Genomic DNA, 24587 nt, shown 5'->3' with positions numbered 1-24587 from the left:
CCCCGGCTACTGCTCGCCCAGTCCGTGCTCGGCGGCATCGGGATTCTTGCGGACCAGTTCGGTCAGCTGGTGCGCCGCCTGGACGACGACGCCGGCGTACTGCCTCCCCGGCTGCCGGGTCAGCCGCTCGATCGGTCCGGAGATCGACACGGCCGCCAGGACCCGCCCGGAGGGTCCACGCACCGGGGCGGAGACCGAGGCGACCCCGGCCTCACGCTCCCCGAGGGACTCGCCCCAGCCGCGGCGTCGCACCCCGGCCAGCACCGTGGGGGTGAACCGGGCGCCGTGCAGTCCCTCGACCAGGCGCTCATGGTCCTCCCAGGCCAGCAGCACCTGGGCGGCGGAGCCGGCCTTCATGGAGAGCTGGGTGCCCACCGGGATGGAGTCCCGCAGACCGATCGGCCGCTCGGCCGAGGCCACGCAGACCCGGGCGTCTCCCTGCCGGCGGTAGAGCTGGGAGCTCTCCCCGGTGGCGTCGCGCAGCCGCAGCAGGATCGGGCCGGCCGCGGTGACCAGCCGGTCATCCCCGGCGGCGGAGGCCAGTTCGGCCAGGCGGGACCCGATCACGTAGCGTCCGCGCACATCCCGGCTGAGGAAACGGTGGTGCACCAGGGCGCTGGCCAGCCGGTGCACCGTGGGCCGGGCCAGGCCGGTGCACTCCACCAGCTGAGCCAGTGAGGCCGGTCCGGCCTCGAGTGCGTCCATGATCATCACCGACTTGTCCACCACCCCGATCCCGGAGGGGGAGTGCAGCGGCCGCGGCGGGTCCGGGGGCAGCGTGGGTGCGGGTCTGCCGTCCCCCGAGGCCGGAGGCAGCTTCTGCGCGACCATCCGGCGCGGGCCGCCTGTGGGGGCGCCGGAACGGGAAGCCTGCGGGGAGTACTGCTCACCGGGCCTGGGGGAATAGGGCGATGCTGGCATGAGCCCATGATACTGGCAATCGCCGCCCCGATCTCAGATAATGAGACCTCTGTGCGGGGTATAGAAGCCCCCGCGCAATGGTGGTTCTGTAGTGAGTGAGCCCATCAGGAGGATCCCATGGCGAACACGCCACTCACGTTGCCTGAAAAGGTCTGGCGCGACCACGTCGTCGTCGCCGGCGAAGAGTCCGACGGTCAGCGGTCTCCGGACCTGCTCTACATCGACCTGCACCTGGTCCATGAGGTCACCAGCCCGCAGGCATTCGAAGGTCTGCGCCTGGCCGGGCGCCCGGTGCGCCGACCGGACCTGACCATCGCCACCGAGGACCACAACACTCCCACGCTGGAGATCGACAAGCCCATCGCGGACCCGATCTCGCGCAAGCAGGTCGACACGCTGCGCGCGAACGCCGAGGAGTTCGGGGTGCGGATCCACTCCCTGGGCGACGCCGATCAGGGGATCGTCCATGTGGTCGGCCCGCAGCTGGGCCTGACCCAGCCCGGGATGACCGTGGTCTGCGGGGACTCCCACACCTCCACCCACGGTGCCTTCGGCGCCCTGGCCATGGGCATCGGCACCTCCGAGGTGGAGCATGTCCTGGCCACCCAGACCCTGCCGCTGAAGCCGTTCAAGACCATGGCGATCACCGTGAACGGGTCGCTGCGCCCGGGCGTGAGCTCCAAGGACATCATCCTGGCGGTGATCGCCGAGATCGGCACCGGCGGCGGCCAGGGCTACGTGCTGGAATACCGCGGCTCCGCCATCGAGGAGCTCTCCATGGACGCGCGGATGACCATCTGCAACATGTCCATCGAGGCCGGCGCCCGGGCGGGCATGATCGCCCCAGATCAGACCACCTTCGACTTCATCAAGGGCCGCCCGCACGCCCCGGAGGGCGCCGACTGGGACGCCGCGGTCGAGTACTGGAAGTCCCTGCGCACCGATGAGGGCGCACGCTTCGACGCCGAGGTGATCCTCGACGCCGACACCCTGGACCCGTTCGTGACCTGGGGAACGAACCCCGGTCAGGGCGTGAGCCTCAACGGCGTGGTCCCTGCGCCCACCGACTTCACCGACGACGTCGCCCGGGAGTCCGCCGAGCGGGCGCTGACCTACATGGACCTCACCCCCGGCACCCCGATGAAGGATATCCGGGTGGACACCGTCTTCCTGGGCTCCTGCACCAACTCCCGGATGGAGGACCTGCGCGCCGCTGCGGAGATCCTCGCCGGCCGCGAGAAGGACCCGGAGGTCCGGATGATCGTGGTGCCCGGCTCCGCGAAGGTCCGGCTCCAGGCCGAGGCCGAGGGGCTGGACAAGGTCTTCAAGGAGTTCGGCGCCGAGTGGCGCTTCGCCGGCTGCTCGATGTGCCTGGGCATGAACCCTGATCAGCTGGCCCCGGGGGAGCGCTGCGCCTCCACCTCGAACCGCAACTTCGAGGGCCGCCAGGGCAAGGGCGGACGGACCCACCTGGTCTCCCCGGTGGTGGCCGCCGCGACCGCGATCCGCGGCACCCTCTCCGCCCCGGCGGACATCCTCGTCCCGGCCTGAGCCTCGCTGCCCCGGCCTGAGCCCCGCACCAGATTACCGAGAAGGATCCATGGAACCCATCACCACCCACACCGGCATCGGCGTCCCGCTGAAGCAGTCGAACGTGGACACCGATCAGATCATCCCCGCGGTCTACCTCAAGCGGATCACCAAGACCGGCTTCGAGGACGCGCTGTTCTCCTCCTGGCGGAAGAACCAGGACTTCGTGCTGAACCAGCCCGCCTATCAGCATGGGTCGGTGCTCGTGGCCGGCTCGGACTTCGGCACCGGGTCCTCCCGGGAACATGCCGTCTGGGCGCTGAAGGACTACGGCTTCCGCGCCGTGATCTCCTCCCGCTTCGCGGACATCTTCTACGGCAACTCCGCGAAGCAGGGCCTGCTCGCCGCGAAGGTCGCCCAGCCGGATGTGGAGCTGATCTGGAAGGAGCTGGAGAACAATCCCGGGACTGAGATCACCGTGGACCTGATCCACCGCACCGTGCGCTGCGGCTCGGTGGAGACCAGCTTCGAGATCGACAACTACACCCGGTGGCGCCTGCTCGAGGGCCTCGACGATATCTCGCTCACACTGCGCGAGGCCCCGGCCGTGGAGGCTTTCGAGGCGAGCCGCCCCGGATTCAAGCCGAAAACCCTGCCGGCAAAGGTCTGACCTCGCCGTCTGGCCCTCCGCGGGGGCCCCGGCTTGACCGAATCGTTGCCTCAGCCACCGGCGGAAGCGGGAAGGGATCCCAGCAGATGTGGTTACAGTGGCAAAGCTACATTTCACATTTGTCGAAGAAGGGACGCCAGTCCAATGGCCAAGCTGCTCACCGTTCAGGGTGGAAAGCCACTCGAGGGATCCGTCCACGTCCGTGGCGCGAAGAACCTCGTCCCCAAGGCCATGGTGGCCGCGCTGCTGGGCAGCGAGCCGTCCCAGCTGCGCAACGTCCCGGCGATCAAAGACGTCGAGATCGTCACCAATCTGCTCCAGATCCACGGCGTCAAGGTCGACGCCGATCCGGCCACCGGTGATCTCACGCTGGACCCGCGCGACTCCTACAGCGCCGCACATTCCGAGATCGACGCCTATGCCGGGGATTCCCGCATCCCGATCCTCTTCTGCGGCCCGCTCATGCACCAGCACGGTGAGGCGTTCATCCCGGACCTCGGCGGCTGCCGGATCGGGGACCGCCCGATCAACTACCACCTCGAGGTGCTGCGCAACTTCGGCGCCGTCGTCGACAAGTCGCCCACCGGCATCCACATCTCCGCGCCGCGCGGACTCAAGGGCGCGAAGCTGACCCTGCCCTACCCCTCAGTGGGCGCCACCGAGCAGGTGCTGCTCACCGCGGTGCTCGCCGAGGGCATCACCGAGCTCGAGAACGCCGCCGTGGAGCCCGAGATCCACGACCTGATCGCGATCCTGCAGCAGATGGGCGCGATCATCACGGTCTACACCGACCGCACCATCCGCATCGAGGGCGTGGACCGGCTCTCCGGCTACCGCCACCGCGCGATCACCGACCGCAACGAGACCGCCTCCTGGGCCTCCGCGGCGCTGGTCACCCAGGGCGACATCTACGTCAAGGGCGCCGCGCAGCGCGACCTGATGGCGTTCTTGAACACCTACCGCAAGATCGGCGGCGAGTTCGCCGTGGACGACGACGGCATCCGCTTCTGGCACGCAGGCCACGCCCTGATGCCGCTGGTGCTCGAGACCGACGTGCACCCGGGCTTCATGACCGACTGGCAGCAGCCGCTGGTCGTCGCGCTCACCCAGGCCCATGGCGTCTCGATCGTGCACGAGACGGTCTATGAGAACCGGTTCGGCTTCACCGAGGCGCTCAAGCGCATGGGCGCCTCGATCCAGCTGCACCGCGAGTGCCTGGGCTCGAGCCCCTGCCGCTTCGGGCAGCGCAACTTCCTGCACTCCGCCGTGATCTCAGGTCCCGTGGAGCTCCAGGGCGCCGACATCGACGTCCCTGACCTGCGCGGCGGCTTCTCCCACCTGATCGCCGCGCTGGCCGCCAACGGCACCTCCCGGGTCACCGGCATCGAGGTCATCAACCGCGGCTACGAGCACTTCATGGACAAGCTGGGCGACCTGGGTGCGGATGTCGTGATGTCCGAACGCTGAGTCGGGCCGGTAGGGTTTGTCTCTGTGACCGATTCCAGCAGCGACCCAGCACCCGTCGAGGGCCGAGGCCGCTCGAGCCGCCGCAGGTCTGGCTCGAGCCGCCCCTCCTCCAGGCGCCCCCTCGCGGGTGTCGACCCCGTCGACTACACCGTGGGGCGCGGCACCCGGTTGGTGTTCTCGGGCGCGGCCGCGGTCTGCATCCCGGTGCTGAACCTGGCCCTGGGACGCCGCTGGAAGGGCCTGGAGACCCTGCCCGAGGGCGGGTTCATCGTGGTGGCGAACCATGTCAGCGAGATCGACCCGCTGATCGTCGCGCACGCGGTCTATCGCAGCGGCCACACCTTCCACTTCCTGATCAAGGACTCGCTGGTCCGGATCCCGGTGCTGGGCAAGGTGTTCACCGGTCTCAAGCAGATCCCGGTCTCCCGGGACAGCCGCAGCGATGCCGGCCGCTCGCTGGAGGCGGCCAAGGACGTGATCGCCGCCGACGGCGCGGTCCTGATCTACCCCGAAGGGACCCTGACCCGGGATCCCGAGGGCTGGCCGATGCGCGCGAAGACCGGTGCGGCCCGGCTCGCGCTGAGCACCGGAGCCCCGCTGATCCCGATCACGCACTGGGGGGTCCAGGAGCTCTTCGGCACCTACGCGAAGCTGCCCAAGTTCTTCCCGCGCAAGCGCTACCAGCTCACAGTGGGGGAGCCGATCGACCTCTCCGACCTGCGCTCCGGCCCGATGACCCGGTCCGTGCTGAGCGAGGCCACCGAGCGCATCGAGACCGCGCTCACCGAAGGTGTGGCCGCGCTGCGCGGAGAGCAGCCTCCCGAGATGATCTGGGACCGCAGCCTGCGCCAGCGGGTGCCTCGCCGCCAGACGGGCCGCGCCCCGCAGAACCCCACCTCCGACGACGAGCAGAAGGGTCCCTCATGACCAAGATCGCCGTGTTGGGAGCAGGAAGCTGGGGCACCACCTTCGCGAAGGTCATGGCCGACGCCGCGGTGCTCGGCGGGGACCTGCCCTCGATCATGCTCTGGGCGCGCCGTGAGGAGGTGGCCGCCGAGATCACCGATTCCCACAGCAACGCCACCTACCTGGGGGAGACCCGCCTCCCAGAGATGATCACCGCCACCACCGACCTCGCCGAGGCGGTGCACGGCGCCGAGATCGTGGTGCTCGCCGTACCGGCCCAGTCGCTGCGCTCGCACCTGCAGATCATCCGGGAGAACCTCGAGTCCTCCACCGTCCTGGTCTCCCTGATCAAGGGCCTCGAGCGCGGCACCGACCTGCGCATGTCCGAGGTCATCGCCGCCGAGCTGGGCGTAGGCCCGGATCGCATCGCCGTGGTCTCCGGACCCAACCTGGCGATGGAGATCGCCCGTGAGGAGCCCACCGCCTCAGTGGTGGCCTGCGCCAGCGAGCAGACCGCGGAGCGGGTCGCCGCGCTGTGCAAGAACCAGTACTTCCGGCCCTACACCAACACCGACGTCACCGGGGTGGAGATCGCCGGGATCGTGAAGAACGTGATCGCCCTGGCGGTGGGGATCTGCGACGGCCAGAAGCTCGGGGACAACTCCAAGGCCTCGGTGATCACCCGCGGACTGGCTGAGACCACCCGACTGGCCACCGTGCTCGGTGGACGCCTGGAGACCTTCTCCGGGCTCGCCGGACTCGGAGACCTGGTCGCGACCTGCGCCTCACCGCTCTCCCGCAACCGCAGCGCCGGCCGCCTGCTCGGCGAGGGGCTCACCGCCGAGGAGGCCACCGCCCAGCTCTCCCAGACCGCGGAGGGCATGAAGTCCGGCTCCGCCGTGGTGGAGCTGGCCCGCCAGCACGAGATCGAGATGCCGATCTGCGAGGCCGTGGTCGCGGTGCTCGACGGGAAGCTGCCGGTGGACCGCCTGGCCTCGCTGCTGCTGGCCCGAGACCTCAAAGCCGAAGGAAGATGATCCATGCCAGAGACTGACCCTGCCCTGAAGCCCCGCGTCCTGGTGCTCTACGGCGGCCAGTCCTCCGAGCATTCGGTGAGCTGCGTGACCGCCGCCGGAGTGCTCGGAGCCATCGATACCGAGGCCTTCGACGTGATCGCCATCGGCATCACCTCCACAGGGCAGTGGACCCGCCCGGTCACCGACCCGCGCAGCCACGGCTTCGGCGGGGCGGAGCTGCCCCGGGTGCTGCCCACCGAGTCCACCGTGCAGCTGCACTCCGGCGCCGCCGGCTCCTCCGAGCGCAGCGCCGAGCTCCTTGAGGTCCACGCCGACGGCAGCTCCACCGCACTGGGCCGCATCGACGTGGTCTTCCCGCTGCTGCACGGCCCCTTCGGGGAGGACGGCACCCTCCAGGGTCTCCTGGAGCTGGCCGGGCTGCCCTATGTCGGGGCCGGGGTGCTCAGCTCCGCGATGGCCATGGACAAGCACTTCATGAAGATCGCCTTCGCCGCGGCCGGACTGCAGGTCGGGCCCTGGGTGACGCTCACCGACCGGGAATGGTCCCAGGACCCCGACGCCGCCCTGGAACGGGTCCGTCAGCTTGAGCTGCCGGTCTTCGTCAAGCCGGCCCGCGCAGGCTCATCCATGGGGATCACCCGGGTCGAGGACCACGGGCAGCTCCAGGACGCCATCGCCGAGGCGCGCAAGCACGACCCCAAGGTCATCGTGGAGCAGGGCATCGACGGCCGCGAGATCGAATGCGGCGTGCTGGGCTCCCATGACAGCGCCCCGGCGCGGGCCTCGCTGCTCGGGGAGATCGCGGTCCACGACGGCTCCCAGGCGCACCAGTTCTACGACTTCAACGCCAAGTACACCGACGCCGACGCCGCAGACCTCTCCTGCCCGGCCGAGCTGCCGGAGCAGGTCAGCGAGGAGATCCGGCGGCAGGCCGTCATCGCCTTCGAGGCGCTGGACGCCGAGGGCATCTCCCGGGCGGACTTCTTCTACACCACCGCCGGGGATGTGATCATCAACGAGGTCAACACCATGCCCGGCTTCACCCCGATCAGCATGTACCCGCAGATGTGGAAGGCCACCGGGATCGGCTACACCGAGCTGATCACCGAGCTGCTCTCCCTGGCGCTGCAGCGCCCCGCCGGCCTGCGCTGACACCGGCCGACGTCGGGCCGGCTGAATCCGGCCGGCCTCGTCCGGGGTCGGAGACTCAGCCCTGCGGCTCGGTGGATCCCTCCTGGACCTCCTGGCCGTCCTCGGTCTGCTCGATCTCCTGCTCGGTGGTGGTGCAGGTCCTCGTCTGCTCCACCCGCTGCACCGCAGGGGCCAGTGCGAGCATCGCGGTGGAGGATGCGACCTCATCGAGGTTCAGCAGCACCTCCACGGCCGGGTCCCGGCCATAGCTGACCAGACGCCAGGTCTGCTCGTCCTCCTCCAGGGCCAGCCAGTCCACGCCGTCGGCCGCGACGCAATGCTCCGGGGTCGGGCCCGGAGGCACCACCCCGCAGCGCATGACCACGTGGCTGGGATCGCCCCAGACCGCCGTGCCCTGCGAAGTGGTCGGGCGCAGCTCGTGGTCGCCGATCACATCAGGGACGGTGAGCATCACCTCCGCGCAGTCCGGATTCGCCGCGTCCTCAGCCGCTTCCACGCTCGCCGTGGAGGCGCAGCCGCTGATCAGCCCGAGTCCCAGCAGGGCGGTGAGCACGCCACGAACGGGGGCACGGTGATGAGCGGGGTTTATAGACACATGACATATTCTGTACGAAGTCCGAAGCACATGCCCATTCCAGGAGCACCAGATGACGTATGAGGTCGACCACCGCAAGCCCCGGCCGAAGCGGCGGGGGCGTCGCATCGTCCTGACCCTGGTCAGCGTGGTGGCGGTCATCGTGGTCGGGGCCCTGGTGGCGGGGATGTGGTACCTGAACTCTCTGAGCAGCGCCTATGAGGACAATGCGCAGACCTTCGAGGAGAGCTTCCCCGAAGAGGAGGGCCGCCCGGTCAAGGCTGAGGATGACGAGTCGATCAACATCCTGCTGCTGGGCTCCGACGAGAACGGCGGATCCGGTGAGTCCGAGGACCTGCCGCGCGTGCCCCAGGGCGGACGCTCGGACACCATGATGCTGATGCATGTCCCCAGCGACCGGGACAGCGTGCAGATCATGTCGATCCCGCGCGACCTCTGGGTGGAGGTCCCCGGGCAGGGCCAGCACAAGATCAACGCCGCGCTGAGCCTGGGCGGGCTCCCGCTGACCATCGACACCATCGAGTCGCTCTTCGACGCGCGCATCGACCACGTCGCCGCGGTGGACATGCTCGGCTTCACCGGCCTGGTGGACTCACTCGGCGGAGTCACCGTGAACTCCAGCTATGACCAGCCCTTCACCACTGCGGAGGACTTCACCTTCCAGCCGGGAGAGCAGGAGATGACCTCCGAGGAGGCGCTCTCCTTCGTGCGGCACCGGCAGAGCTTCCCGGACGGGGACCTCCAGCGAGTGCGCAACCAGCAGGCCTTCATCCAGGCCGTGATCGATCAGACGGTCACCCCGTCGAACCTGAGCAACCCGGGCCGGGTGCGGGACCTGGTGGAGACCTTCTCCCCGCATGTGATCGTCGATGACACCCTGGACTCCGGCGCCGTGGCCTCGCTGGGCTGGAACCTGCGCGGCGCGGTGAACAACGTGGACTTCTTCACCGTCCCGACCGGGGAGAGCAGCTACTCCGACGACGGCCAGTGGATCTTCTACCAGGACGAGCAGGCCATGGCTGATATCTCTGAGGCCCTGGCGGACAGCACCTTGGACGAGTATGCCGCGTCCCGATGAGCCCCGCCCACGAGCTCGGCTGAGGCTGCGCGCCGCGAACTCAGGAGGGGAGTCCTAGGTGAGAGGCAAGGTCAAGGGCGCCGCCGCGGTGCACCGCTGGTTCCTCCTGGCCGAGGCCGCCCTGGAGACCAACGTCGAGAACCTCAACCGGCTCAACGTCTTCCCGATCCCGGATTCGGACACCGGCGAGAACATGCTCGCCACCATCCGGGCCTGCCGTGCCAGCGTGGAGCATTCCCCGAGCCAGGACCTCGGTGAGCTCTTCGCCGCCGCCGGCTCCGAAGCCATGTCCCAGGCCTATGGGAACTCCGGGACCCTGCTGGCTGTGCTGATCTCCGGTCTGGCCGAGCCGCTGCACGGGCATGAGCGACTCACCATCTCCGGGCTCGCCCGGGCGCTGGAACGCGCGAAGGTCCGCTCCTGGTCAGCCCTCACCGATCCCGTGGCCGGCACGATGCTCTCGGTGCTCGACGCGGTCCACGCCGAGGTCCGCCACCGCGCCGCTGAGGCCCAGGAGCCCGAGAGCCGGGCCGCCCTGGAGGCGGCCATGCCCTATGTGGTCTCCCGCGCCTTCCTCGCCGTGCAGGCCACCCGGGAGCAGCTGCCCGCGCTCCGGCAGGCCAATGTGGTGGACTCCGGAGGGTCCGGGCTGCTGGTGGTGCTGATCGCACTGCACGCCACCATCACCGGCAACGAGATGGACTTCGCCCCCTTGGAGAGCCTGCCCGGCTGGCAGCCCTCCGACGCCCCGACCGGCGCGGACGCCTGGAACCACAACGACGACGCCGCAGCGGCCGCAGCCTCGCACGGTACGGAGGCCGAGGCCGCGTGCGCGCCTGGAACCGCGGAGACCTCAGAGTCCTCGCAGGCCTCCGAGACCTCCCAGGACCCGGAGGGCTCAGGTGTGGAGGTGATGTGCACCGTGCGGCTTGACCCGCTCGGCGCCGCCTCGCTGCGCCATGCCCTCGATGACCTCGGGGACTCGGTGATCGTGACCCCCATCGACGCCGAAGCCGACCAGGACGGCAGCTATCGCTGGCGGATCCACGTGCACACCCGCGAGGAGCCCCGCACCGCGGCCGCCGTGCACGCCGCGGGCCCGGTGGAGGCCTACTCCGCCACCGGGCTGCACCGCAGTCCGCACGGGCACTCCGGTTCTGAGCAGGCGAACCGGGACCAGCCCTCGCGAAACAAGCCTTCACGAAATCAGGAGTGATCTGCACGTGGACGTGCTCCCCGCCACCGAACTGAGCCGGATCCTCGGCGCGGAGTCGGCGAAGACGCTGAAGCAGGGCCTGGGCATCACCACCGCTGCGCAGCTGCTGGCGCACTATCCGCGCCGCTGGATCGAGTTCGGTCAGCTCTCCTCCTTCCGGGACCTCCCCGAGCCGGGCGAGCACGTCAGCCTGATCGCAGAGGTCACCGGGGTCTCGGTGCGCAAGATGGCGAACCGGCGCGGCTCGCTGGCCGAGGTGTGGGTCGCCGACGACGAGGGCAACTCGCTGAAGCTGGCCTTCTTCAACGGCTGGTCCGTGGGTCGCCAGCTCACCCAGGGGGCCCGGGCGATCTTCCACGGGAAGGTGGGCAGCTACCGGGACCGGCCCACCTTGAACAACCCCGACTTCACGGTGCTGGTCGACGCCGACCCGGGCACCATCACCGACCACGTTGACCCGGAGACCGACCCGCTGGGCGCGGCCGAGCTGCCCCGCGCGCTGAACCGGGGCAAGACTCCGGTCCCGCTCTACCCGGCCACCGCTGGGATCAGCAGCTTCCGGATCCTGGACTGCATCGAGATCCTGCTGGACCTCACCGACTTCAGCGACTGGCCTGAGCCGCTGCCCGAGAGCGTCCGCACCGCCGAGAAGCTGCCGGCCCTGGGGGAGGCCTACCGGCTGATCCACCGGCCCGAGACTCTGGAGGATCCGGAGCGTGGACTGCGCAGGATGCGCTATCACGAGGCCTTCCTGCTCCAGGGGCTGCTGCACCTGCGCCGCGCCGAGGAGCAGCAGCGCCGCGCGGTCCCACGGCCCCGGCAGCACGCTGACCTGCTCTCCCGGTTCGACGCCGGCCTCGAGTTCACGCTCACCGAGGGCCAGGTCCGCTGCGGTGACCTCATCGGCGCCGAGCTGGAGAGTGAGCAGCCGATGAACCGGCTGCTGCAGGGCGAGGTCGGTTCGGGCAAGACGCTGGTCGCGCTGCGCGCGATCCTGCAGGTGCTTTCGAACGGGGGACAGGCCGCGCTGATCGCACCCACCGAGGTGCTCGCCGCCCAGCACGAACGCTCGCTGCGCCGGATGCTCGGGGACCTGGCCGAGGAGGTCGGGCTGACCCTGCTCACCGGCTCGCTGAACACCGCACAACGGCGCCGCGCGCTCCTAGACATCGCCTCGGGCACCGCCGGACTGGTGGTGGGCACCCACGCGGTGCTCGGCGAGCAGGTGCACTTCCTGGACCTGGGCCTGGCCGTGGTCGATGAGCAGCACCGCTTCGGAGTGGAGCAGCGAGACGCGCTGCGCAGCCGCTACCAGCTCACCCCGCACATGCTGGTCATGTCCGCCACCCCGATCCCGCGGTCAGTGGCGATGACGGTCTTCGGCGACCTTGAGCTGACCACGCTTCAAGGTCTGCCCCAGGGGAGGAAGCCGATCACCACCCATGTGGTGCGCACCGTGCAGGGCCCACGGTTCATCGGCCGGGTCTGGGAGCGGATCGCCGAGGAGGTCGCCGCCGGGCACCAGGCCTATGTGGTGTGCCCCAAGATCAGTGAGGCCGATGCCCGCGAGGACCCTGAGACCGGGGTGCAGACCGACCAGGACGCCTCGGTGGAGCTGATCTCCCAGCGCCTGGCCGAGCACCCGCTGCTGGGGCAGACCCGGCGCGCCGAGGTGCACGGCCGGATGGACGCCGCCGCCAAGGAGGCGGTGATGACCTCCTTCGAGCGCGGTGAGATCGATGTCCTGGTCTGCACCACCGTGATCGAGGTGGGCGTGGACGTGCACAACGCCACCGTGATGGCCGTGCTCGACGCCGACGCCTTCGGTGTCTCCACGCTGCACCAGCTGCGCGGACGGATCGGCCGCGGCGGGGCTCACGGACTGGCCCTGCTGGTCACCCGGCTGCCGGACGGGCATCCCTCTCTGGAGCGGCTGGAACAGGTGGCCGAGCATTCCGACGGGATGACCCTGGCCCGGCTGGACCTGGAACGCCGGCGGGAGGGCAACGTGCTCGGCGCCGCCCAGGCCGGCCGGGCGTCCACGCTGAAGCTGCTGCGCACGATCCGAGATGAGAAGATCATCGTCCGCGCCTCCGAGCTGCTCACCGAGCTCAGCACGGCCGATCCCAGCTGGGAGAGCTACCCTGGACTGCGCGTGGCGGTGGGGGAGTACCGCGACCTCCATGAGGGCGCGGACGAGTTCATCCAGCGCGGCTGAGCCCCGTTCCACCGACACCAGGGCCTCGAGACAGGAGTGTGAGATGTCACGGATCATCGCCGGCACGCATAAGGGGCGCCGCCTGGTCGCGGTCCCCACCGACGCCACCCGGCCCACCAGCGACCGGGTCAAGGAGTCGCTGTTCTCCCGGCTGGAGGGCTTCGACGCGCTGATCGACGCCGTCGTCGTCGATCTCTACGCCGGCTCCGGTGCGCTGGGCTTCGAGTCGCTCAGCCGCGGCGCTCGCAGCCTGGAGGCGGTGGACAAGGCCGAGGCCGCGGTGCGCACGCTGCGCCGCAACGCCGAGTTCTTCGGGTCCGAGGCGCCCCAGGCGCTGCGCAAGCCGGTCACCGTGCACAAGGCCGACGCGCTGCGCTACCTGGGCTCACGCAGCGGCCCGCCCATCGAGCTGCTCTTCCTGGACCCGCCCTACAGCCTGGGCGACTCCGAGCTGCTCAAGGTGCTCGGAGCGGCCCGGGAGCAGCTGCACGAGGCGGCCACCGTGGTGATCGAGCGCGACGCCGGCAGCGGGACCCCCTCCCTGCCGGAGGGCCTGGAGATCTTCAGCGAGAAGTCCTACGGCAGCACCCAGATCTTCATGGTCGAGCCCACACCAGCAGCTCTTCCGCACTGAGCACGTCCCCGGGGTGTGGGCCGGCGGCCCAGATCGCGTTGAGCTCGGTCTGGGCCAGCGCCGCACCGCGCCGCGCGGCGTAGCTCAGGTTCCCCTCGGTGAGCCCTTCGAGCACATCATTGGGCGCGCTGAGCAGCGCACAGCTCGCCGCTGCGTCAGCCGCCGCCTCCGGGGTGGGTGCCGCCTGTGGCTCCTGTGCCGCCTGCGTCGCTTGTGGAGCGGTCGCGGCCGCCGCCTCGAGCAGCGAGAGAACCTGCGCGCGGACGAAGTCCATCGGCGGCTCATCCCCGAGGTTCACCAGCAACAGGCCCCCGGGAAGCACCTTCTCGAAGACCGCCCGGTGAAATGCGGGGCTGCGCAGATGTTCTGGTGCTGCCGCGCTGTTGAACAGGTCCACCACGACGACGTCGAAGCTCGCCTGCTCCAGGGCGCCGCCGGCTCCCAGCACGGCGGCGGCATCGGCCACCAGGTTGCGCGGTGAGGTGCGCATCGGCAGGTGCTCAAGCACGAAGTCCACCAGCTCCGGCTCGATGTCCACCACGGTCTGCTCCACCTCGGGCCAGTGATGCTCGATCCAGCGCGGCAGGGTCAGCGCCCCAGCACCCAGGTGCAGCACGCTCGGGACCCGGGTGGCGGCGGCATCCGGGGAGCCGGCTGCGGCAGGGGCCAGGCGCTCGCGGGCGCAGGTCTGCAGCACCGAACCCATCCGGAACAGGTAGTCGTGGAGCAGGTAGTCGGGATCACCGAGCTCCACATGGGACTGCTCGGCGCCGCCGATGCTCAGCACCACCCCGTCCTCGGTGAGGTCATCCTTGGTGAGCTCGGCGAGCTGCCCGGAGAAGGAGAGCCGCTGGCTGCGGGGGAGTCCCAGGGCCTCGCTGCCCGGTGCCGCTGACATTGGCGTGTCAGTCTCTGGCGTCACTGAATTTGGCGTCCCGGCCTCTTGCATCTCAGACTCAGCCATCAGAGGCTTCCGGTCCCGGCGCGGGACCCTGCGGCGGCAGCTGTCGGGTTCGCACGCGGCGGGTGGGCAGCCAGCGCGGCGGGCAGGTGCTCGCGCATCCGGCGCAGCCCCTCGGCGATCGTGGCGTGGTCCTTGCAGAACGCGAAGCGCACCAGGTGCTCCAGCTCATCGGTCGGGGAGGCCAGGTGCTGGATGGTCAGTGCTGAGACCGGGATCGCGGCGACCCCGACCTCCTCGGCGAGGACCCGGCAGAACGCCGCGGCCGAGAGCGAGGTGACCCCCGAGACATTGCCGACCACGAAGTACCCGGCCTCGGCCCGATTCGGGGCAAGGCCCAGCTCCTGAAGGCCGTCCCGGAGCAGATCTCGGCCGGCTTCTAATTCGGCGGTGTTCTGCGCGAAGAATCCGCGGTCGTCCTCGAGCCCCTGGGCCACCGCCCATTGGAAGGCCGGGCCGGAGGAGAAGCTCAGGAACTGCTTGACCCCGCGAATCTGACTGACCAGTTCGGCGCCACCGGTGATCCAGCCGATCTTCCACCCGGTGACCGAGAACGACTTCCCCGCCGAGCCCACCGCGACCGCTACCTCCTCGGCTCCGGGGATGCTCAGGATGCTGCGATGCGCCAGCCGGGCATCGGAGAGCACCAGGTGTTCATAGACCTCATCGCACATGATCCGCAGATCATGCTTGCGGGCCAGCTCCACGATCCGGGTCAGCTCCTCGGTGCTGAAGACCGTGCCGGTGGGATTGTGCGGGGTGTTCAGCAGGATCATCGAGGTGCGCTCGGTGATGGCGGCCTCGAAGGCGTCCAGATCGGGGCGGAACTCAGGCCCGCGCAGCGCGACGCCGACCAGCCGGGCACCGGCCAGGGCCACGCAGGCCCCGTAGGAGTCATAGTGCGGCTCGAAGGTGAGCACCTCGCTGCCGGGGCGGGCGAAGGCCAGGATGCTCGCCGAGATCCCCTCGGTCGCCCCGGTGGTCACCATCACCTGGGACTCCGGATCAAGGGTGACCTGCTGCCGCCGGGCCGCGGCGGCGCTGATCGCCTCACGCAGCTCGCCCAGGCCCATCCCCGGCGCGTACTGGTTCCGGGGCCCGGTCTCGGGCTCGATGATCGCGCGGGCCGCCAGTTCCAAGAGCCAGTCGGGTCCTTCCATGTCGGGGAAGCCCTGGCCCAGGTTGATCGCGCCGTGGGCGAGGGCGGCCGCCGTCGTGCGCTCGTAGATGGTGGGCATCACCGCAGGGGTGCTCGGGCCCGTCCCGACTCCCAGCGTGTTGGCGCCGGCCGCGGTCCGGGCCCAGGGCTGGTCGAAGGAGAGCGGATCGGGGCTGGTGGGGTGAGAGGACATGGGTTCCATGGTAGACAGCCCGCGCAGGCCCGAGGTCTCCTGCGCGCCGTGGAGCAGGCTGCTGCCCACCTGAAGTAGTGTCAGATCATGCAGCTAGCAGTGTGCCCCGGATCATTCGACCCCCTGCACAACGGACATGTGGAGATCATCGCCCGTGCCTCGAACCTCTTCGACGAGGTGATCGTGGCGGTCTCATCCAATATGCACAAGAACCCGATGTTCTCCGTTGAGGAACGCATGGAGATGGCGCGGGAGACCTTCTCCTACGTCCGGGGAGTGAGCGTGAAGCCGCTCGGCACCGGGCTGCTCACCGATTTCTGCAAGGAGGTCGGCGCCAACGCCCTGGTCAAGGGCCTGCGCGACCCCAAGGATCTGAGCTACGAGTCCCCGATGGCCACCATGAACCGGCACCTCTCCGGATTAGAGACGGTGTTCCTCGCCGCCGACGGCCGTTACACCCACTTGTCCTCCACCCTGGTGAAGGAAGTCCATACCCTCGGCGGCGACGTCGCGGAGTTCATCCCGCGCGCGGTCCAGCGCAGACTCAAGGACCGACGTCGCTGACCTGTTTCCGCAGCGGCCTTCCGCAGAACCGCCAGGACTGCAGAAATCCGCAATACGGGTGCGGGAAACGCCATAGAACCGTCCGATCAAACGGCCCGATAACGATAAGGTGTGTCCATGAGTTCAACTACGTCTACCCGCAAAGCTGTGATCCCCGCCGCAGGGCTGGGCACACGATTCCTCCCGGCCACCAAGGCCATGCCCAAAGAGATGCTTCCCGTGGTGGACGAGCCAGCGATCCAGTACGTCGTCGCCGAGGCCGCGAAGGCCGGGCTGGATGACATCCTGATGATCACCGGGCGCAACAAGCGCTCCCTGGAGAACCACTTCGACCGGGTCCCTGACCTCGAAGCCACCCTGGAGGCCAAGGGGGACACCGATAAGCTCAATGCCGTCCGCCAGGCCACCGAGCTCGGCGACCTGCACTACATCCGCCAGGGCGAGGCCAAGGGCTTGGGCCACGCGGTGCTCTGCGCCAAGCGCCACGTCGGCGAGGAGCCCTTCGCGGTGCTGCTCGGTGATGACCTCATCGACGAGCGCGATGAGCTGCTCTCCACCATGCTCGAGACCCAGGAGCGCCTTGGAGGCTCCGTCATCGCCGTGATGGAGGTCCCGCAGGAGAAGATCAGCGCCTACGGCGTCATCGATGCCAACGGTCAGGACAAGGTCACCGGGGAGGACGGCAAGCCCGCCGACGTCGTCCCGGTCCACGCCCTGGTTGAGAAGCCCCCCGTGGAGGAGGCGCCGTCGAACCTGGCGATCATCGGTCGCTACGTGCTGCACCCGGCGATCTTCGCCGAGCTGGAGCAGACCAAGCCCGGGCGCGGCAATGAGATCCAGCTCACCGACGCGCTGCAGGCCATGGCGTCGAAGCCCGCCGAGGACGGCGGGGGAGTCCACGCCGTGATCTTCCGCGGACGCCGCTACGACACCGGGGACAAGCTCAGCTACATCAAGGCTGTGGTGACCCTGGCCGCCGACCGCGAGGACCTCGGTCCGGACCTGCGCGAATGGCTCAAGGAGTTCGTCGGCCAGATCTGATCGCAGGTTCGCTCCCCGGCCGTCTCGGCTGGTAGAGTGGCACGTCGGTCTAGATCATGAAGGAGTGGTTCAGCAATGACTGCTCTACGCGTAGACGTGCAGGAGCTCCGGGGAAAACCTGGGACTCAGCACGAGATTCACAGAACTGTCCCGGCCCCAGAGGACTTCGCAACGGTCCTCATCGGGATCCCGAAGGACAGCGAGCTGCAGGTGGATCTGCGTCTGGAATCGGTGCACGAAGGTGTGCTGATGACAGGCACTGCCGTAGGTGAGGTCACTGGACAGTGTGGACGATGCCTCGACGAGCTGGAGTACCCGCTCACCGTGGACATCATGACGCTGTTCAGCTGGCCCGAGAAGGCGCGGACCGACGCGGCAGAGGAAGAGGATGAGGACACCCGCCCGATGGGCAATGACCTCACCATCGACCTGGAGCCGGTACTGCGGGACCTGATGGTCTCGGCACTGCCGTTCCAGCCTGTCTGCCGCGAGGACTGCCCGGGACTGTGCTCCAGCTGCGGATTCCGCATGGAGGACGACCTCGAGCACCACCACGAGCAGCTCGACCCCCGCTGGGCCGCGTTGAAGGACGTGGCCGCGGGACTGCCGGAGCCGGACCCCGAGTCCGGCACCAGCACCTGAGATTTGAACACCTAGAACTTCGTAGTCCAAGACCCTGTCCATCATCTAGAGAGAAAAGAGACACCGTGGCTGTTCCAAAGCGGAAGATGTCCCGATCCAACACCCGTCACCGCCGCTCGCAGTGGAAGGCTTCAGTCCCGAAGCTGGTGAAGACCGTGGAGAACGGTCGCGTCGTCTACAGCCAGCCTCACCAGGCCAAGCTGGTCACTGACTCCGCCGGTTCCCCGCTGTTCTATGAGTACAAGGGTCGCAAGGTCGCTGACGCCTGAGTCGTCGGCACATGACGACGACGCACGTGAGTGATCACGAAGAGCTGGTGAAGAGTCTCGGGGTGCATATTGCCCCCGGGACTCTTCGTCTTGCGCTGACCCATCGCTCCTACGCCTATGAGAACTCCAACCTGCCCACCAATGAGCGGCTGGAGTTCCTCGGGGATTCGATCCTGGGACTGGCGGTCACCGACTACCTCTACCGGACCTTCCCGGATCTGGCCGAGGGAGACCTTGCCAAGCTGCGCGCCGCGCTGGTGAGCACCCGCGCCCTGGCCCGGGTGGCCCGCAGCCTCGGCGTGGGCCCGCACATCAGTCTGGGCGCCGGCGAGCGGCTCACCCGCGGCCAGGACAAGGACTCGATCCTGGCGGACACCATGGAGGCGCTCATCGGCGCCGCCTACCTCTCCACCGACACCGAGACCGCGCGCCGGCTGGTGCTGCGTCTGGTCGTGCCGCTGCTCAGCGACAAAGACGCCATGACCGCCGGCAAGGACTGGAAGACCACCATCCAGGAGATCGCGGCAGCCCGGGACCTCGGAGAGATCCGCTATATGATCACCGACTTCGGCCCGGATCATCACAAATCCTTCAACGCGACCCTGGTCATCGGCGGCACCTCCTACGGGTCCGGCTCCGGACCGTCGAAGAAGGAAGCCGAGCGGGAAGCCGCCCGCGCCACCGTGGAGACCCTCACCGCTGGTCGCGGAGAGCAGGGCGACATCCTCACCCTGGTCCTGGACCGGTTCGGGGACAAAGCGCCCTCCGCCAGCTGATGCCCGAGCTGCCCGAGGTCGAAGTGGTCCGCCGCGGCATCAGCCGCTGGGCCGCCGGGCGCACCGTGGAATCCGTGATCATCCACGATCCACGCAGTCTGCGCCGGCACGGGCTCGGCGCCGGGCTAGAGGAAGCAGCCCGGCTGGGCTCCTTCAGTACCGCGCTGAACCAGCAGCGGCTCCTGACGCCCCAGCGGCGCGGGAAGTTCCTCTGGATCCCGTTGCAGGACCACACCGCACCCGTCGCGGAGGCGCCGCGGCAGTCGCTGCTGATCCACCTGGGGATGAGCGGGCAGGTGCTCATCGATGATCCTGCCGCCCCCACGCAGAAGCATCTGAAGATCACGCTCGAACTCGGTGAGCTGGAGGCCGGTGTCCGGCAGGCCGCGGAGCCGCCGGCGTCGGAGGCCGTGGCACCCTCCCCGGAGACAGCGGAACTTTCCCCGGAGGGCTCGGCACTTTCTCTGCAGGCTGCCGAGGATGACTCCCCTGGAGAAGCAGACTCCGGCCCGCGCCAGCTGCGCTTCATCGACCAGCGGATCTTCGGCGGCATGCAGATCTCCGAGCTGGTCCCCTCCACCCATCCCAGTGGCAGCGTCCCCGCCGCCGCGGCGCACATTGCGGCGGACCCGCTGGAGCCGGCCCTGGATGCGGAGACCTTCTTCCGCACGCTGCGCCGGCGCAGGACCGGCCTGAAGCGCGGCCTGCTGGATCAGGGCATGGTCTCCGGGATCGGGAACATCTACGCCGATGAGGCGCTCTGGCTCGCGAAGCTGCACTACCTGCGCCCCACCGCGACCATCACCCGCGCCGAGTCTGCCCGGCTGCTGGACGGGGTCAAGGTCGTGATGCTCGCCGCCCTGGAAGCCGGGGGCACCAGTTTCGACGCGCTCTACGTCAACGTCAACGGCGCCTCCGGCTACTTCGACCGCTCGCTGCAGGTCTACGGCCAGCAGGGCAGGCCATGCCTGCGGTGCGGCACCGAGGTGGTCCGGGAGAGCTTCATGAACCGCGGCTCGCACTTCTGCCCCACGTGTCAGCGCGCGCCCCGGTCGGCGCCCCGGTCGGCGCCTAAGCCGGCGTCCCGGTCGGCGCCCGGGTCTGCCCCCAGGTCGGCGCCTCAGTGAGCACGGTGGGCGCGAAGTCCGGTCTGGCCGGCACACCCCCGGGGCACACCAAGGCCCCGGCGCATCTGGTGCGGGCGCTGGATTCCCTTGGACTCCGCGACGCCGAGCTGAGTCCGGTCTGGAAGAACCAAGCCGGGGGGCTGACATTCTCCGTGGCCAGCGCCGGCCCCGGCGGGCGGATCGACTTCTACGTGAAGTGGAACCCGGCCGGGACCTCGGAGTCCCTCACCGCCGAGGCGCAGCGGCTGCAGTGGCTCCAGGGACGCCACCCCGCACCGGTGGCCGTCGAACTGGTCGCAGATATGCACGGCGAGGTGCTGCTGACCCGGGCGCTGCCGGGTGAGTCTGCAGTGGCGCAGCGCTGGAAGCACCAGCCGGATACCGCGCTGCGAGCGCTGGGCGCCGGGCTGCGCCGGCTGCACCAGGTGGACTATGCGGAGCTGCCACCTCAGTGGAGTCCCCAGCAGGAGCCGGATGCAGACGGAGACGACACCGTGCACCGCGCCGCCGCGTCGGGACCACCGGGTGGCATCGACAAGCTCGTGCTCAGCCAGGGCGACCCCTGTGCGCCGAACACGCTGCTGGCAGCTGACGGCTCCTTCCTGGCCCACGTGGACCTGGGCCGGCTCACCGTGGCGGATCGATGGGCCGATCTGGCCGTGATGACGATGTCGCTGGGGTGGAACTTTCCGCGCTACCAGGAGGCTGTCTTCTGGGAGGGCTATGGGATCGAGCCGGACCCTGCCCGCATCGAGTATTACCGCAGGCTCTGGGACGAAGCCTCCGGTGCGCCACCTGAGGACCCCGGCGTCGTGCCCTGAGCTGCGCCTCGAGCCGGGCCCTGAGCTGCGCCCCGAGCCGCGCTGGTGCTGGTCGGCGAGGCGCGCCGTCGTCGTCCCGGGGGCGTTCCCGGCGCAGGTGAATGCGCAGGCCCCCAGGCTGGTGGGCTAGCATGAATCGGATCGATGTACGTGCAAAGGAGGGTCTGTGGCCGATAAGAGGGCACCCGAGCCACAGCCGCACCGACCGCGCCGGGCCGCCAGGCTCCCCGCGGACTCGGCGGCCGCTGCGCAGTCCACCGACCCTGCCGATCCCAGCGTCGCCTCCGGGCCGGGCGCAGGGTCCGGCGCTGGTGACGGTGGCGGGTCCGGGTCTGGGTCCGGGTCTGGGTCCGGCGAGGACGGCACCGGGCAGACCCCGAAAGACCCCCGACGACGCCGCCGCCTGATCCGCAACAGCCTCATCGCCGTGGCGGTGCTGGTGATCGTCGCGGTGGGCGCCGGACTGATCTTCGTCCAGCAGCTGCGCAGCTCCTTCGATGACCAGCGCAACGTCCTGGATCTTCAACTCGAAGGCGATGACACCGCCGGGCGCACCGAGGACGGCACGGTGAACATGCTGCTGCTGGGCTCCGACAGCCGCGGCGAGGACGACGTGGAGTACCGCGGTGAGATCGGGGACAACGCCTCGGAACGCTCGGACACCATGATGTTCGTCCACATCCCCGCCGACCGCTCCGGGGTCTATGTGATGTCGATCGTGCGTGACCTCTGGGTGCAGGTCCCCGGCGAGGGTCAGGGACGGGTGAACTCCGCGCTGGGTGTGGGCGGCTACTCGCTGGTGATCGACACCGTCGAGGAGCTGCTGAACACCCACATCGACCACGTGGCGATCATCGACTTCGAAGGCTTCTCCGACCTGACCCGCGCCCTGGGCGGGGTCTACGTGGACAACCCCCGGCCCTTCTCGGCCGGCCAGCACAACCCGGCGTTCTACCCCGAGGGCACCATCCGGCTCGAAGGGGACAACGCGCTGCGCTTCGTGCGTGAGCGCAAGGCGTTCCCCACCGGTGACTTCACCCGGGTGCAGAACCAGCAGCTGGTGATCAACGGGATCGTGGATCAGCTGCTTTCCGCGGACACGCTGACCAACCCGCAGCGCGTCATGGACGTGGTCAACGGGATCGTGCCCTACCTCAGCGTGGACGACGGCCTGGACGCGAACACCATCGCCGCCTACGCCTTGGAGATGCGCGACATCCGCTCCGGAGACATCGAGATGTTCACCATCCCCACCGGGGAGATGGCCACCACCGCCAGCGGAGCGCAGGTGATCCTCAAGGACGAAGAGATGCTGGAGCTGCTGCAACGCTCCCTGAAGAACGACAACATGGAGGGCTTCATCGAATACGTCGAGCTGCGCGAATCCGAGGAGGAGCAGCAGTGACCCCTAGGGTCCAGCTGCTCACCCATAGTTACTGGCCGGAACGCACGGCTCCCCAACGCCGCTGGGAACGCCTGGTGGACTCGCTGCGCGAGGACGGCTGGGAGGTCGACGTCGTCACCCCCGCGGTCAACCTGCACCACACCCCCGAAGAGGTCCGCTCCACCGGCCGCTTCCGGCTCCGGCCCACACCTGGGCCCTCCGGGGAACGGCTGCACCGGACCCCGTATGTCCTGCTCCGCAACTCCCGCGCCGGACGCTTCGCCTCTGATCTGGTCTCTTCGGTGCTGATGGTGCCCCGGGCGCTCGGGGCACCGAAACCGGATCTGGTCATCGCCACGGTCCCCGCGCTGCCCACCATCTGCGCCGGGTGGATGGTCAGCCGCTGCCGCAGGGTCCCGCTGGTGGTCGACATGCGCGACGCCTGGCCCGAACTGGCCCGCGAGGCCGGGGTCAAAGCCGGCGTGCTGGGCACACTGATGGAATCCGCCGTGGTCAGCGTGCAGCGTCGCGCCGAACTGGTGGTCACCGTGACCGAGGGCTTCGCCCAGCGGCTGCGCGAACGGGGGGTCTCGAAGGTGGAGACCATCAGCAACGGCGTGGCCCTGGATCAGGTGCCGCAGCTGGAGCACCGGAAGCGTGAGGCCGGACAGCTGCGCATCGCCTACCTGGGCAACCACGGTGAGAGCCAGGCGCTGCAGCGGATCATCGCGGCAGTCGCGATGATTCCCCGCGGGCAGACTGGCCCGCACGCTTCGGGTGCCGAGGGTGCGCCCGCGCTCGACGTCGTGCTCCGCTTGGTTGGTTCCGGCACCCAGAAGGACCAGCTGCGCCAGGTCGCGGCCGAGGCCGGCGCGCTTGAGAGCGGGGCGGTGGAGTTCTTCGATCCCGTCCACGGTGAGGAGATCTGGGAGCACTACCGCTGGGCGGACACCGCGCTGGTCAGTCTGCGCACCGACTGGGCCTCCTTCGCCTGGACGGTGCCCTCGAAGACCTTCGAGCTGCTGGGCCTGGGCAAACACATCACCGCCGCGGTCACCGGCGAGGCGGCCTGGGTGCTGGGCCACGCCTCAAACGTCAGCTTCCTCTCCGGAGACGCCGAGGAGATCGCGGCCGCGCTCACCACGCTCGCCGCAGATCCCGACTCCACCCCGGTGGATCGCAACGGGCGCACCTGGGTGGCCGAGTACGCGGACCTGCCGGGGCTGGGTCGCCGCTACGCCACTCTGCTGCGGAAGCTGCTGCAGGAGCACACGCGGTGACTCACCCGGTGATCACCCCGGCCAACTCCTATATCTGTGTCTGCACCTACCGCCGGCCCGGTCCGCTGGGGCAGCTGCTGGACTCGCTGCGCGCCCAGGAGCTGGGGGAGCCGGGTCAGCTGCCGCGGCTGATCGTGGTGGACAACAGCCCCGAGGCCGACGCCGAGGCCCAGGTCCGGGCCCAGTATCCGGGCGCGCACTACGTCCATGAGCCCCGCCCCGGGATCGCCGCCGCGCGCAACGCCGCGCTCCAGGCTGTTCCCGCCGACGCGGAGGCGGTGCTCTTCCTCGACGACGACGAGCGCGCCGCCCCGGACTGGCTGCGCACCATGATCGACTGCGCCAACTCTTCCGGCGCCGACACCGTCTCAGGCCCGGTGATCACCCACTTCGGGGAGAACCCGCCGGAGTGGCTGAAGAACAGCGGCTTCATCCGCCGGATCGATTTCCCCACCGGACCCTGGGGACTGCGGGCCGCGACGAACAATGTGCTGGTCCGCGCGCACTGGTTCACCAGCGCCGGGTACCGCTTCGATGAGGCGTTCAGCTTCATCGGCGGCGAGGACTCGGACCTGTTCGGGCGGATGCAGGCCGCAGGAGCGCGCTCCTGGTGGTGCGCCGAGGCGCGGGTGGAGGAAGACCTGCCTGCCGAGCGGCTCAGCCCGGCCTGGATGCGTCAGCGCGGGATCCGCGCCGGTCACGTGCGCGCCACCAAACTCATCCGAGGCGCCGCCCTGGAGCGGCCCACCGCGGCGCTGCGGCTGCGGATCGCCGCCGAGGGCGTCGGCCGGCTCGGCTATGGGGCCGCGCGGACCGCGGCCCGCCGGCTGCAACGCCAGCCGGTGCGCTACGTGGACAGCGTCTACCACCGCGAAGGTCTCGGCATGCTCCAGGCGGCGGCGGGTCGGAGCTACGAGGAATACGGACGCTGATCCAACTGGTGTCG

24 protein-coding genes are annotated in these 24587 nt (G+C 69.4%); 20 read left to right on the top strand and 4 right to left on the bottom strand.

What is annotated here, in order from left to right; translation table 11 throughout:
* Positions 1-6 precede the first annotated feature (6 nt).
* Positions 7-921: an IclR family transcriptional regulator gene (locus HNR24_RS04995; protein WP_375139262.1), complete on the bottom strand. Its 915-nt coding sequence runs from the start codon at positions 919-921 to the stop codon at positions 7-9.
* A 117-nt stretch (positions 922-1038) separates the two neighbouring features.
* Between HNR24_RS04995 and leuC the strand changes: the two genes are divergently transcribed.
* From leuC to HNR24_RS04965, 6 genes are all read left to right on the top strand, one after another.
* Complete coding sequence (leuC, locus tag HNR24_RS04990; protein ID WP_058888775.1) at positions 1039-2472, top strand: 3-isopropylmalate dehydratase large subunit; 1434 nt, start codon at positions 1039-1041, stop codon at positions 2470-2472.
* 49 nt (positions 2473-2521) lie between these two features.
* On the top strand, positions 2522-3121 hold the full coding sequence (gene leuD, locus HNR24_RS04985) for a 3-isopropylmalate dehydratase small subunit (RefSeq protein ID WP_058888776.1): 600 nt from the start codon (positions 2522-2524) through the stop codon (positions 3119-3121).
* 144 nt (positions 3122-3265) lie between these two features.
* A complete protein-coding gene (murA, locus tag HNR24_RS04980) occupies positions 3266-4588 on the top strand; it encodes a UDP-N-acetylglucosamine 1-carboxyvinyltransferase (RefSeq protein WP_058888777.1) in 1323 nt (440 codons plus the stop codon).
* Between the two features lie 24 nt (positions 4589-4612).
* Entirely contained in the window at positions 4613-5515 is a 903-nt protein-coding gene (locus HNR24_RS04975; protein ID WP_232301765.1) for a lysophospholipid acyltransferase family protein, read from the top strand.
* Positions 5512-6531 (top strand): NAD(P)H-dependent glycerol-3-phosphate dehydrogenase, encoded by a 1020-nt coding sequence (locus tag HNR24_RS04970; RefSeq protein ID WP_182495187.1) that lies wholly within the window; start codon positions 5512-5514, stop codon positions 6529-6531. Before HNR24_RS04975 ends, HNR24_RS04970 begins: the two co-directional genes overlap by 4 nt.
* Positions 6532-6534: 3 nt before the next feature.
* The gene (locus HNR24_RS04965; RefSeq protein ID WP_058888780.1) at positions 6535-7683 is read left to right on the top strand and encodes a D-alanine--D-alanine ligase family protein; all 1149 of its coding nucleotides are present in this window, start codon (positions 6535-6537) and stop codon (positions 7681-7683) included.
* Between the two features lie 55 nt (positions 7684-7738).
* Here HNR24_RS04965 and HNR24_RS04960 read toward each other — a convergent pair whose 3' ends face one another.
* Positions 7739-8278, bottom strand: coding sequence for a DUF3515 family protein (locus HNR24_RS04960; protein ID WP_232301766.1), 540 nt, complete (start codon positions 8276-8278; stop codon positions 7739-7741).
* Positions 8279-8330: 52 nt separating this feature from the next.
* Between HNR24_RS04960 and HNR24_RS04955 the strand changes: the two genes are divergently transcribed.
* Genes HNR24_RS04955 through rsmD form a run of 4 tightly spaced genes read left to right on the top strand, consistent with a single transcriptional unit; the run spans position 8331 to position 13424 of the window.
* Positions 8331-9356 (top strand): LCP family protein, encoded by a 1026-nt coding sequence (locus HNR24_RS04955; RefSeq protein WP_058888782.1) that lies wholly within the window; start codon positions 8331-8333, stop codon positions 9354-9356.
* A gap of 58 nt (positions 9357-9414) precedes the next feature.
* Complete coding sequence (locus HNR24_RS04950) at positions 9415-10572, top strand: DAK2 domain-containing protein (protein WP_058888783.1); 1158 nt, start codon at positions 9415-9417, stop codon at positions 10570-10572.
* 7 nt (positions 10573-10579) lie between these two features.
* Positions 10580-12790, top strand: coding sequence for an ATP-dependent DNA helicase RecG (locus HNR24_RS04945; RefSeq protein WP_058888784.1), 2211 nt, complete (start codon positions 10580-10582; stop codon positions 12788-12790).
* Positions 12756-13424 carry a 16S rRNA (guanine(966)-N(2))-methyltransferase RsmD gene (rsmD, locus tag HNR24_RS04940; RefSeq protein WP_259392410.1) on the top strand — a complete coding sequence of 223 codons (669 nt, stop codon included), beginning with the start codon at positions 12756-12758 and terminating at the stop codon, positions 13422-13424. The genes HNR24_RS04945 and rsmD overlap by 35 nt, the downstream gene beginning before the upstream one ends.
* Here the strand turns inward: rsmD and HNR24_RS04935 are convergent.
* The gene (locus HNR24_RS04935; protein ID WP_182495185.1) at positions 13387-14322 is read right to left on the bottom strand and encodes a spermidine synthase; all 936 of its coding nucleotides are present in this window, start codon (positions 14320-14322) and stop codon (positions 13387-13389) included. The genes rsmD and HNR24_RS04935 overlap by 38 nt on opposite strands.
* Before the next feature lie 65 nt (positions 14323-14387).
* Complete coding sequence (locus HNR24_RS04930; protein ID WP_259392409.1) at positions 14388-15737, bottom strand: aminotransferase class I/II-fold pyridoxal phosphate-dependent enzyme; 1350 nt, start codon at positions 15735-15737, stop codon at positions 14388-14390.
* A gap of 87 nt (positions 15738-15824) precedes the next feature.
* On the opposite strand from HNR24_RS04930, the gene coaD reads away from it, so the two are divergent.
* The 10 genes from coaD (at position 15825) to HNR24_RS04880 (ending at position 24573) form a co-directional block, all read left to right on the top strand.
* Positions 15825-16301 carry a pantetheine-phosphate adenylyltransferase gene (coaD, locus tag HNR24_RS04925; RefSeq protein WP_058888788.1) on the top strand — a complete coding sequence of 159 codons (477 nt, stop codon included), beginning with the start codon at positions 15825-15827 and terminating at the stop codon, positions 16299-16301.
* Between the two features lie 117 nt (positions 16302-16418).
* Positions 16419-17342 (top strand): UTP--glucose-1-phosphate uridylyltransferase GalU, encoded by a 924-nt coding sequence (gene galU / locus HNR24_RS04920; RefSeq protein WP_058888789.1) that lies wholly within the window; start codon positions 16419-16421, stop codon positions 17340-17342.
* 75 nt (positions 17343-17417) lie between these two features.
* A complete protein-coding gene (locus HNR24_RS04915; protein ID WP_182495184.1) occupies positions 17418-17984 on the top strand; it encodes a YceD family protein in 567 nt (188 codons plus the stop codon).
* 65 nt (positions 17985-18049) lie between these two features.
* Positions 18050-18253, top strand: coding sequence for a 50S ribosomal protein L32 (rpmF, locus tag HNR24_RS04910; protein ID WP_058888791.1), 204 nt, complete (start codon positions 18050-18052; stop codon positions 18251-18253).
* A gap of 26 nt (positions 18254-18279) precedes the next feature.
* Complete coding sequence (gene rnc, locus HNR24_RS04905; RefSeq protein ID WP_198144715.1) at positions 18280-19029, top strand: ribonuclease III; 750 nt, start codon at positions 18280-18282, stop codon at positions 19027-19029.
* Entirely contained in the window at positions 19029-20156 is a 1128-nt protein-coding gene (locus tag HNR24_RS04900) for an Fpg/Nei family DNA glycosylase (protein WP_182495183.1), read from the top strand. Before rnc ends, HNR24_RS04900 begins: the two co-directional genes overlap by 1 nt.
* Positions 20153-20977, top strand: coding sequence for a phosphotransferase (locus HNR24_RS04895; protein ID WP_058888792.1), 825 nt, complete (start codon positions 20153-20155; stop codon positions 20975-20977). Before HNR24_RS04900 ends, HNR24_RS04895 begins: the two co-directional genes overlap by 4 nt.
* A gap of 166 nt (positions 20978-21143) precedes the next feature.
* Positions 21144-22382: an LCP family protein gene (locus tag HNR24_RS14230; RefSeq protein ID WP_182495182.1), complete on the top strand. Its 1239-nt coding sequence runs from the start codon at positions 21144-21146 to the stop codon at positions 22380-22382.
* The gene (locus tag HNR24_RS04885; RefSeq protein WP_182495181.1) at positions 22379-23641 is read left to right on the top strand and encodes a glycosyltransferase family 4 protein; all 1263 of its coding nucleotides are present in this window, start codon (positions 22379-22381) and stop codon (positions 23639-23641) included. Before HNR24_RS14230 ends, HNR24_RS04885 begins: the two co-directional genes overlap by 4 nt.
* Positions 23638-24573 (top strand): glycosyltransferase family 2 protein, encoded by a 936-nt coding sequence (locus HNR24_RS04880; RefSeq protein WP_182495180.1) that lies wholly within the window; start codon positions 23638-23640, stop codon positions 24571-24573. Before HNR24_RS04885 ends, HNR24_RS04880 begins: the two co-directional genes overlap by 4 nt.
* The last annotated feature ends 14 nt before the right edge of the window (positions 24574-24587 follow it).

The organism is Nesterenkonia sandarakina (assembly GCF_014138825.1).
Classification (GTDB): Bacteria; Actinomycetota; Actinomycetes; order Actinomycetales; family Micrococcaceae; genus Nesterenkonia; species Nesterenkonia sandarakina.
Note: the sequence above shows the minus strand (reverse complement) of the source record. Positions and strands in the feature narration are given on the sequence as shown.

Coding starts and splice junctions, on each gene's coding strand:
- HNR24_RS04995 (WP_375139262.1), bottom strand. CDS start 921: ATGCCAGCATCGCCCTATTCCCCCAGGCCCGGTGAGCAGTACTCCCCG.
- leuC (WP_058888775.1), top strand. CDS start 1,039: ATGGCGAACACGCCACTCACGTTGCCTGAAAAGGTCTGGCGCGACCAC.
- leuD (WP_058888776.1), top strand. CDS start 2,522: ATGGAACCCATCACCACCCACACCGGCATCGGCGTCCCGCTGAAGCAG.
- murA (WP_058888777.1), top strand. CDS start 3,266: ATGGCCAAGCTGCTCACCGTTCAGGGTGGAAAGCCACTCGAGGGATCC.
- HNR24_RS04970 (WP_182495187.1), top strand. CDS start 5,512: ATGACCAAGATCGCCGTGTTGGGAGCAGGAAGCTGGGGCACCACCTTC.
- HNR24_RS04965 (WP_058888780.1), top strand. CDS start 6,535: ATGCCAGAGACTGACCCTGCCCTGAAGCCCCGCGTCCTGGTGCTCTAC.
- HNR24_RS04955 (WP_058888782.1), top strand. CDS start 8,331: ATGACGTATGAGGTCGACCACCGCAAGCCCCGGCCGAAGCGGCGGGGG.
- rsmD (WP_259392410.1), top strand. CDS start 12,756: ATGAGGGCGCGGACGAGTTCATCCAGCGCGGCTGAGCCCCGTTCCACC.
- HNR24_RS04935 (WP_182495185.1), bottom strand. CDS start 14,322: ATGTCAGCGGCACCGGGCAGCGAGGCCCTGGGACTCCCCCGCAGCCAG.
- HNR24_RS04930 (WP_259392409.1), bottom strand. CDS start 15,737: ATGTCCTCTCACCCCACCAGCCCCGATCCGCTCTCCTTCGACCAGCCC.
- coaD (WP_058888788.1), top strand. CDS start 15,825: ATGCAGCTAGCAGTGTGCCCCGGATCATTCGACCCCCTGCACAACGGA.
- galU (WP_058888789.1), top strand. CDS start 16,419: ATGAGTTCAACTACGTCTACCCGCAAAGCTGTGATCCCCGCCGCAGGG.
- HNR24_RS04915 (WP_182495184.1), top strand. CDS start 17,418: ATGACTGCTCTACGCGTAGACGTGCAGGAGCTCCGGGGAAAACCTGGG.
- HNR24_RS04900 (WP_182495183.1), top strand. CDS start 19,029: ATGCCCGAGCTGCCCGAGGTCGAAGTGGTCCGCCGCGGCATCAGCCGC.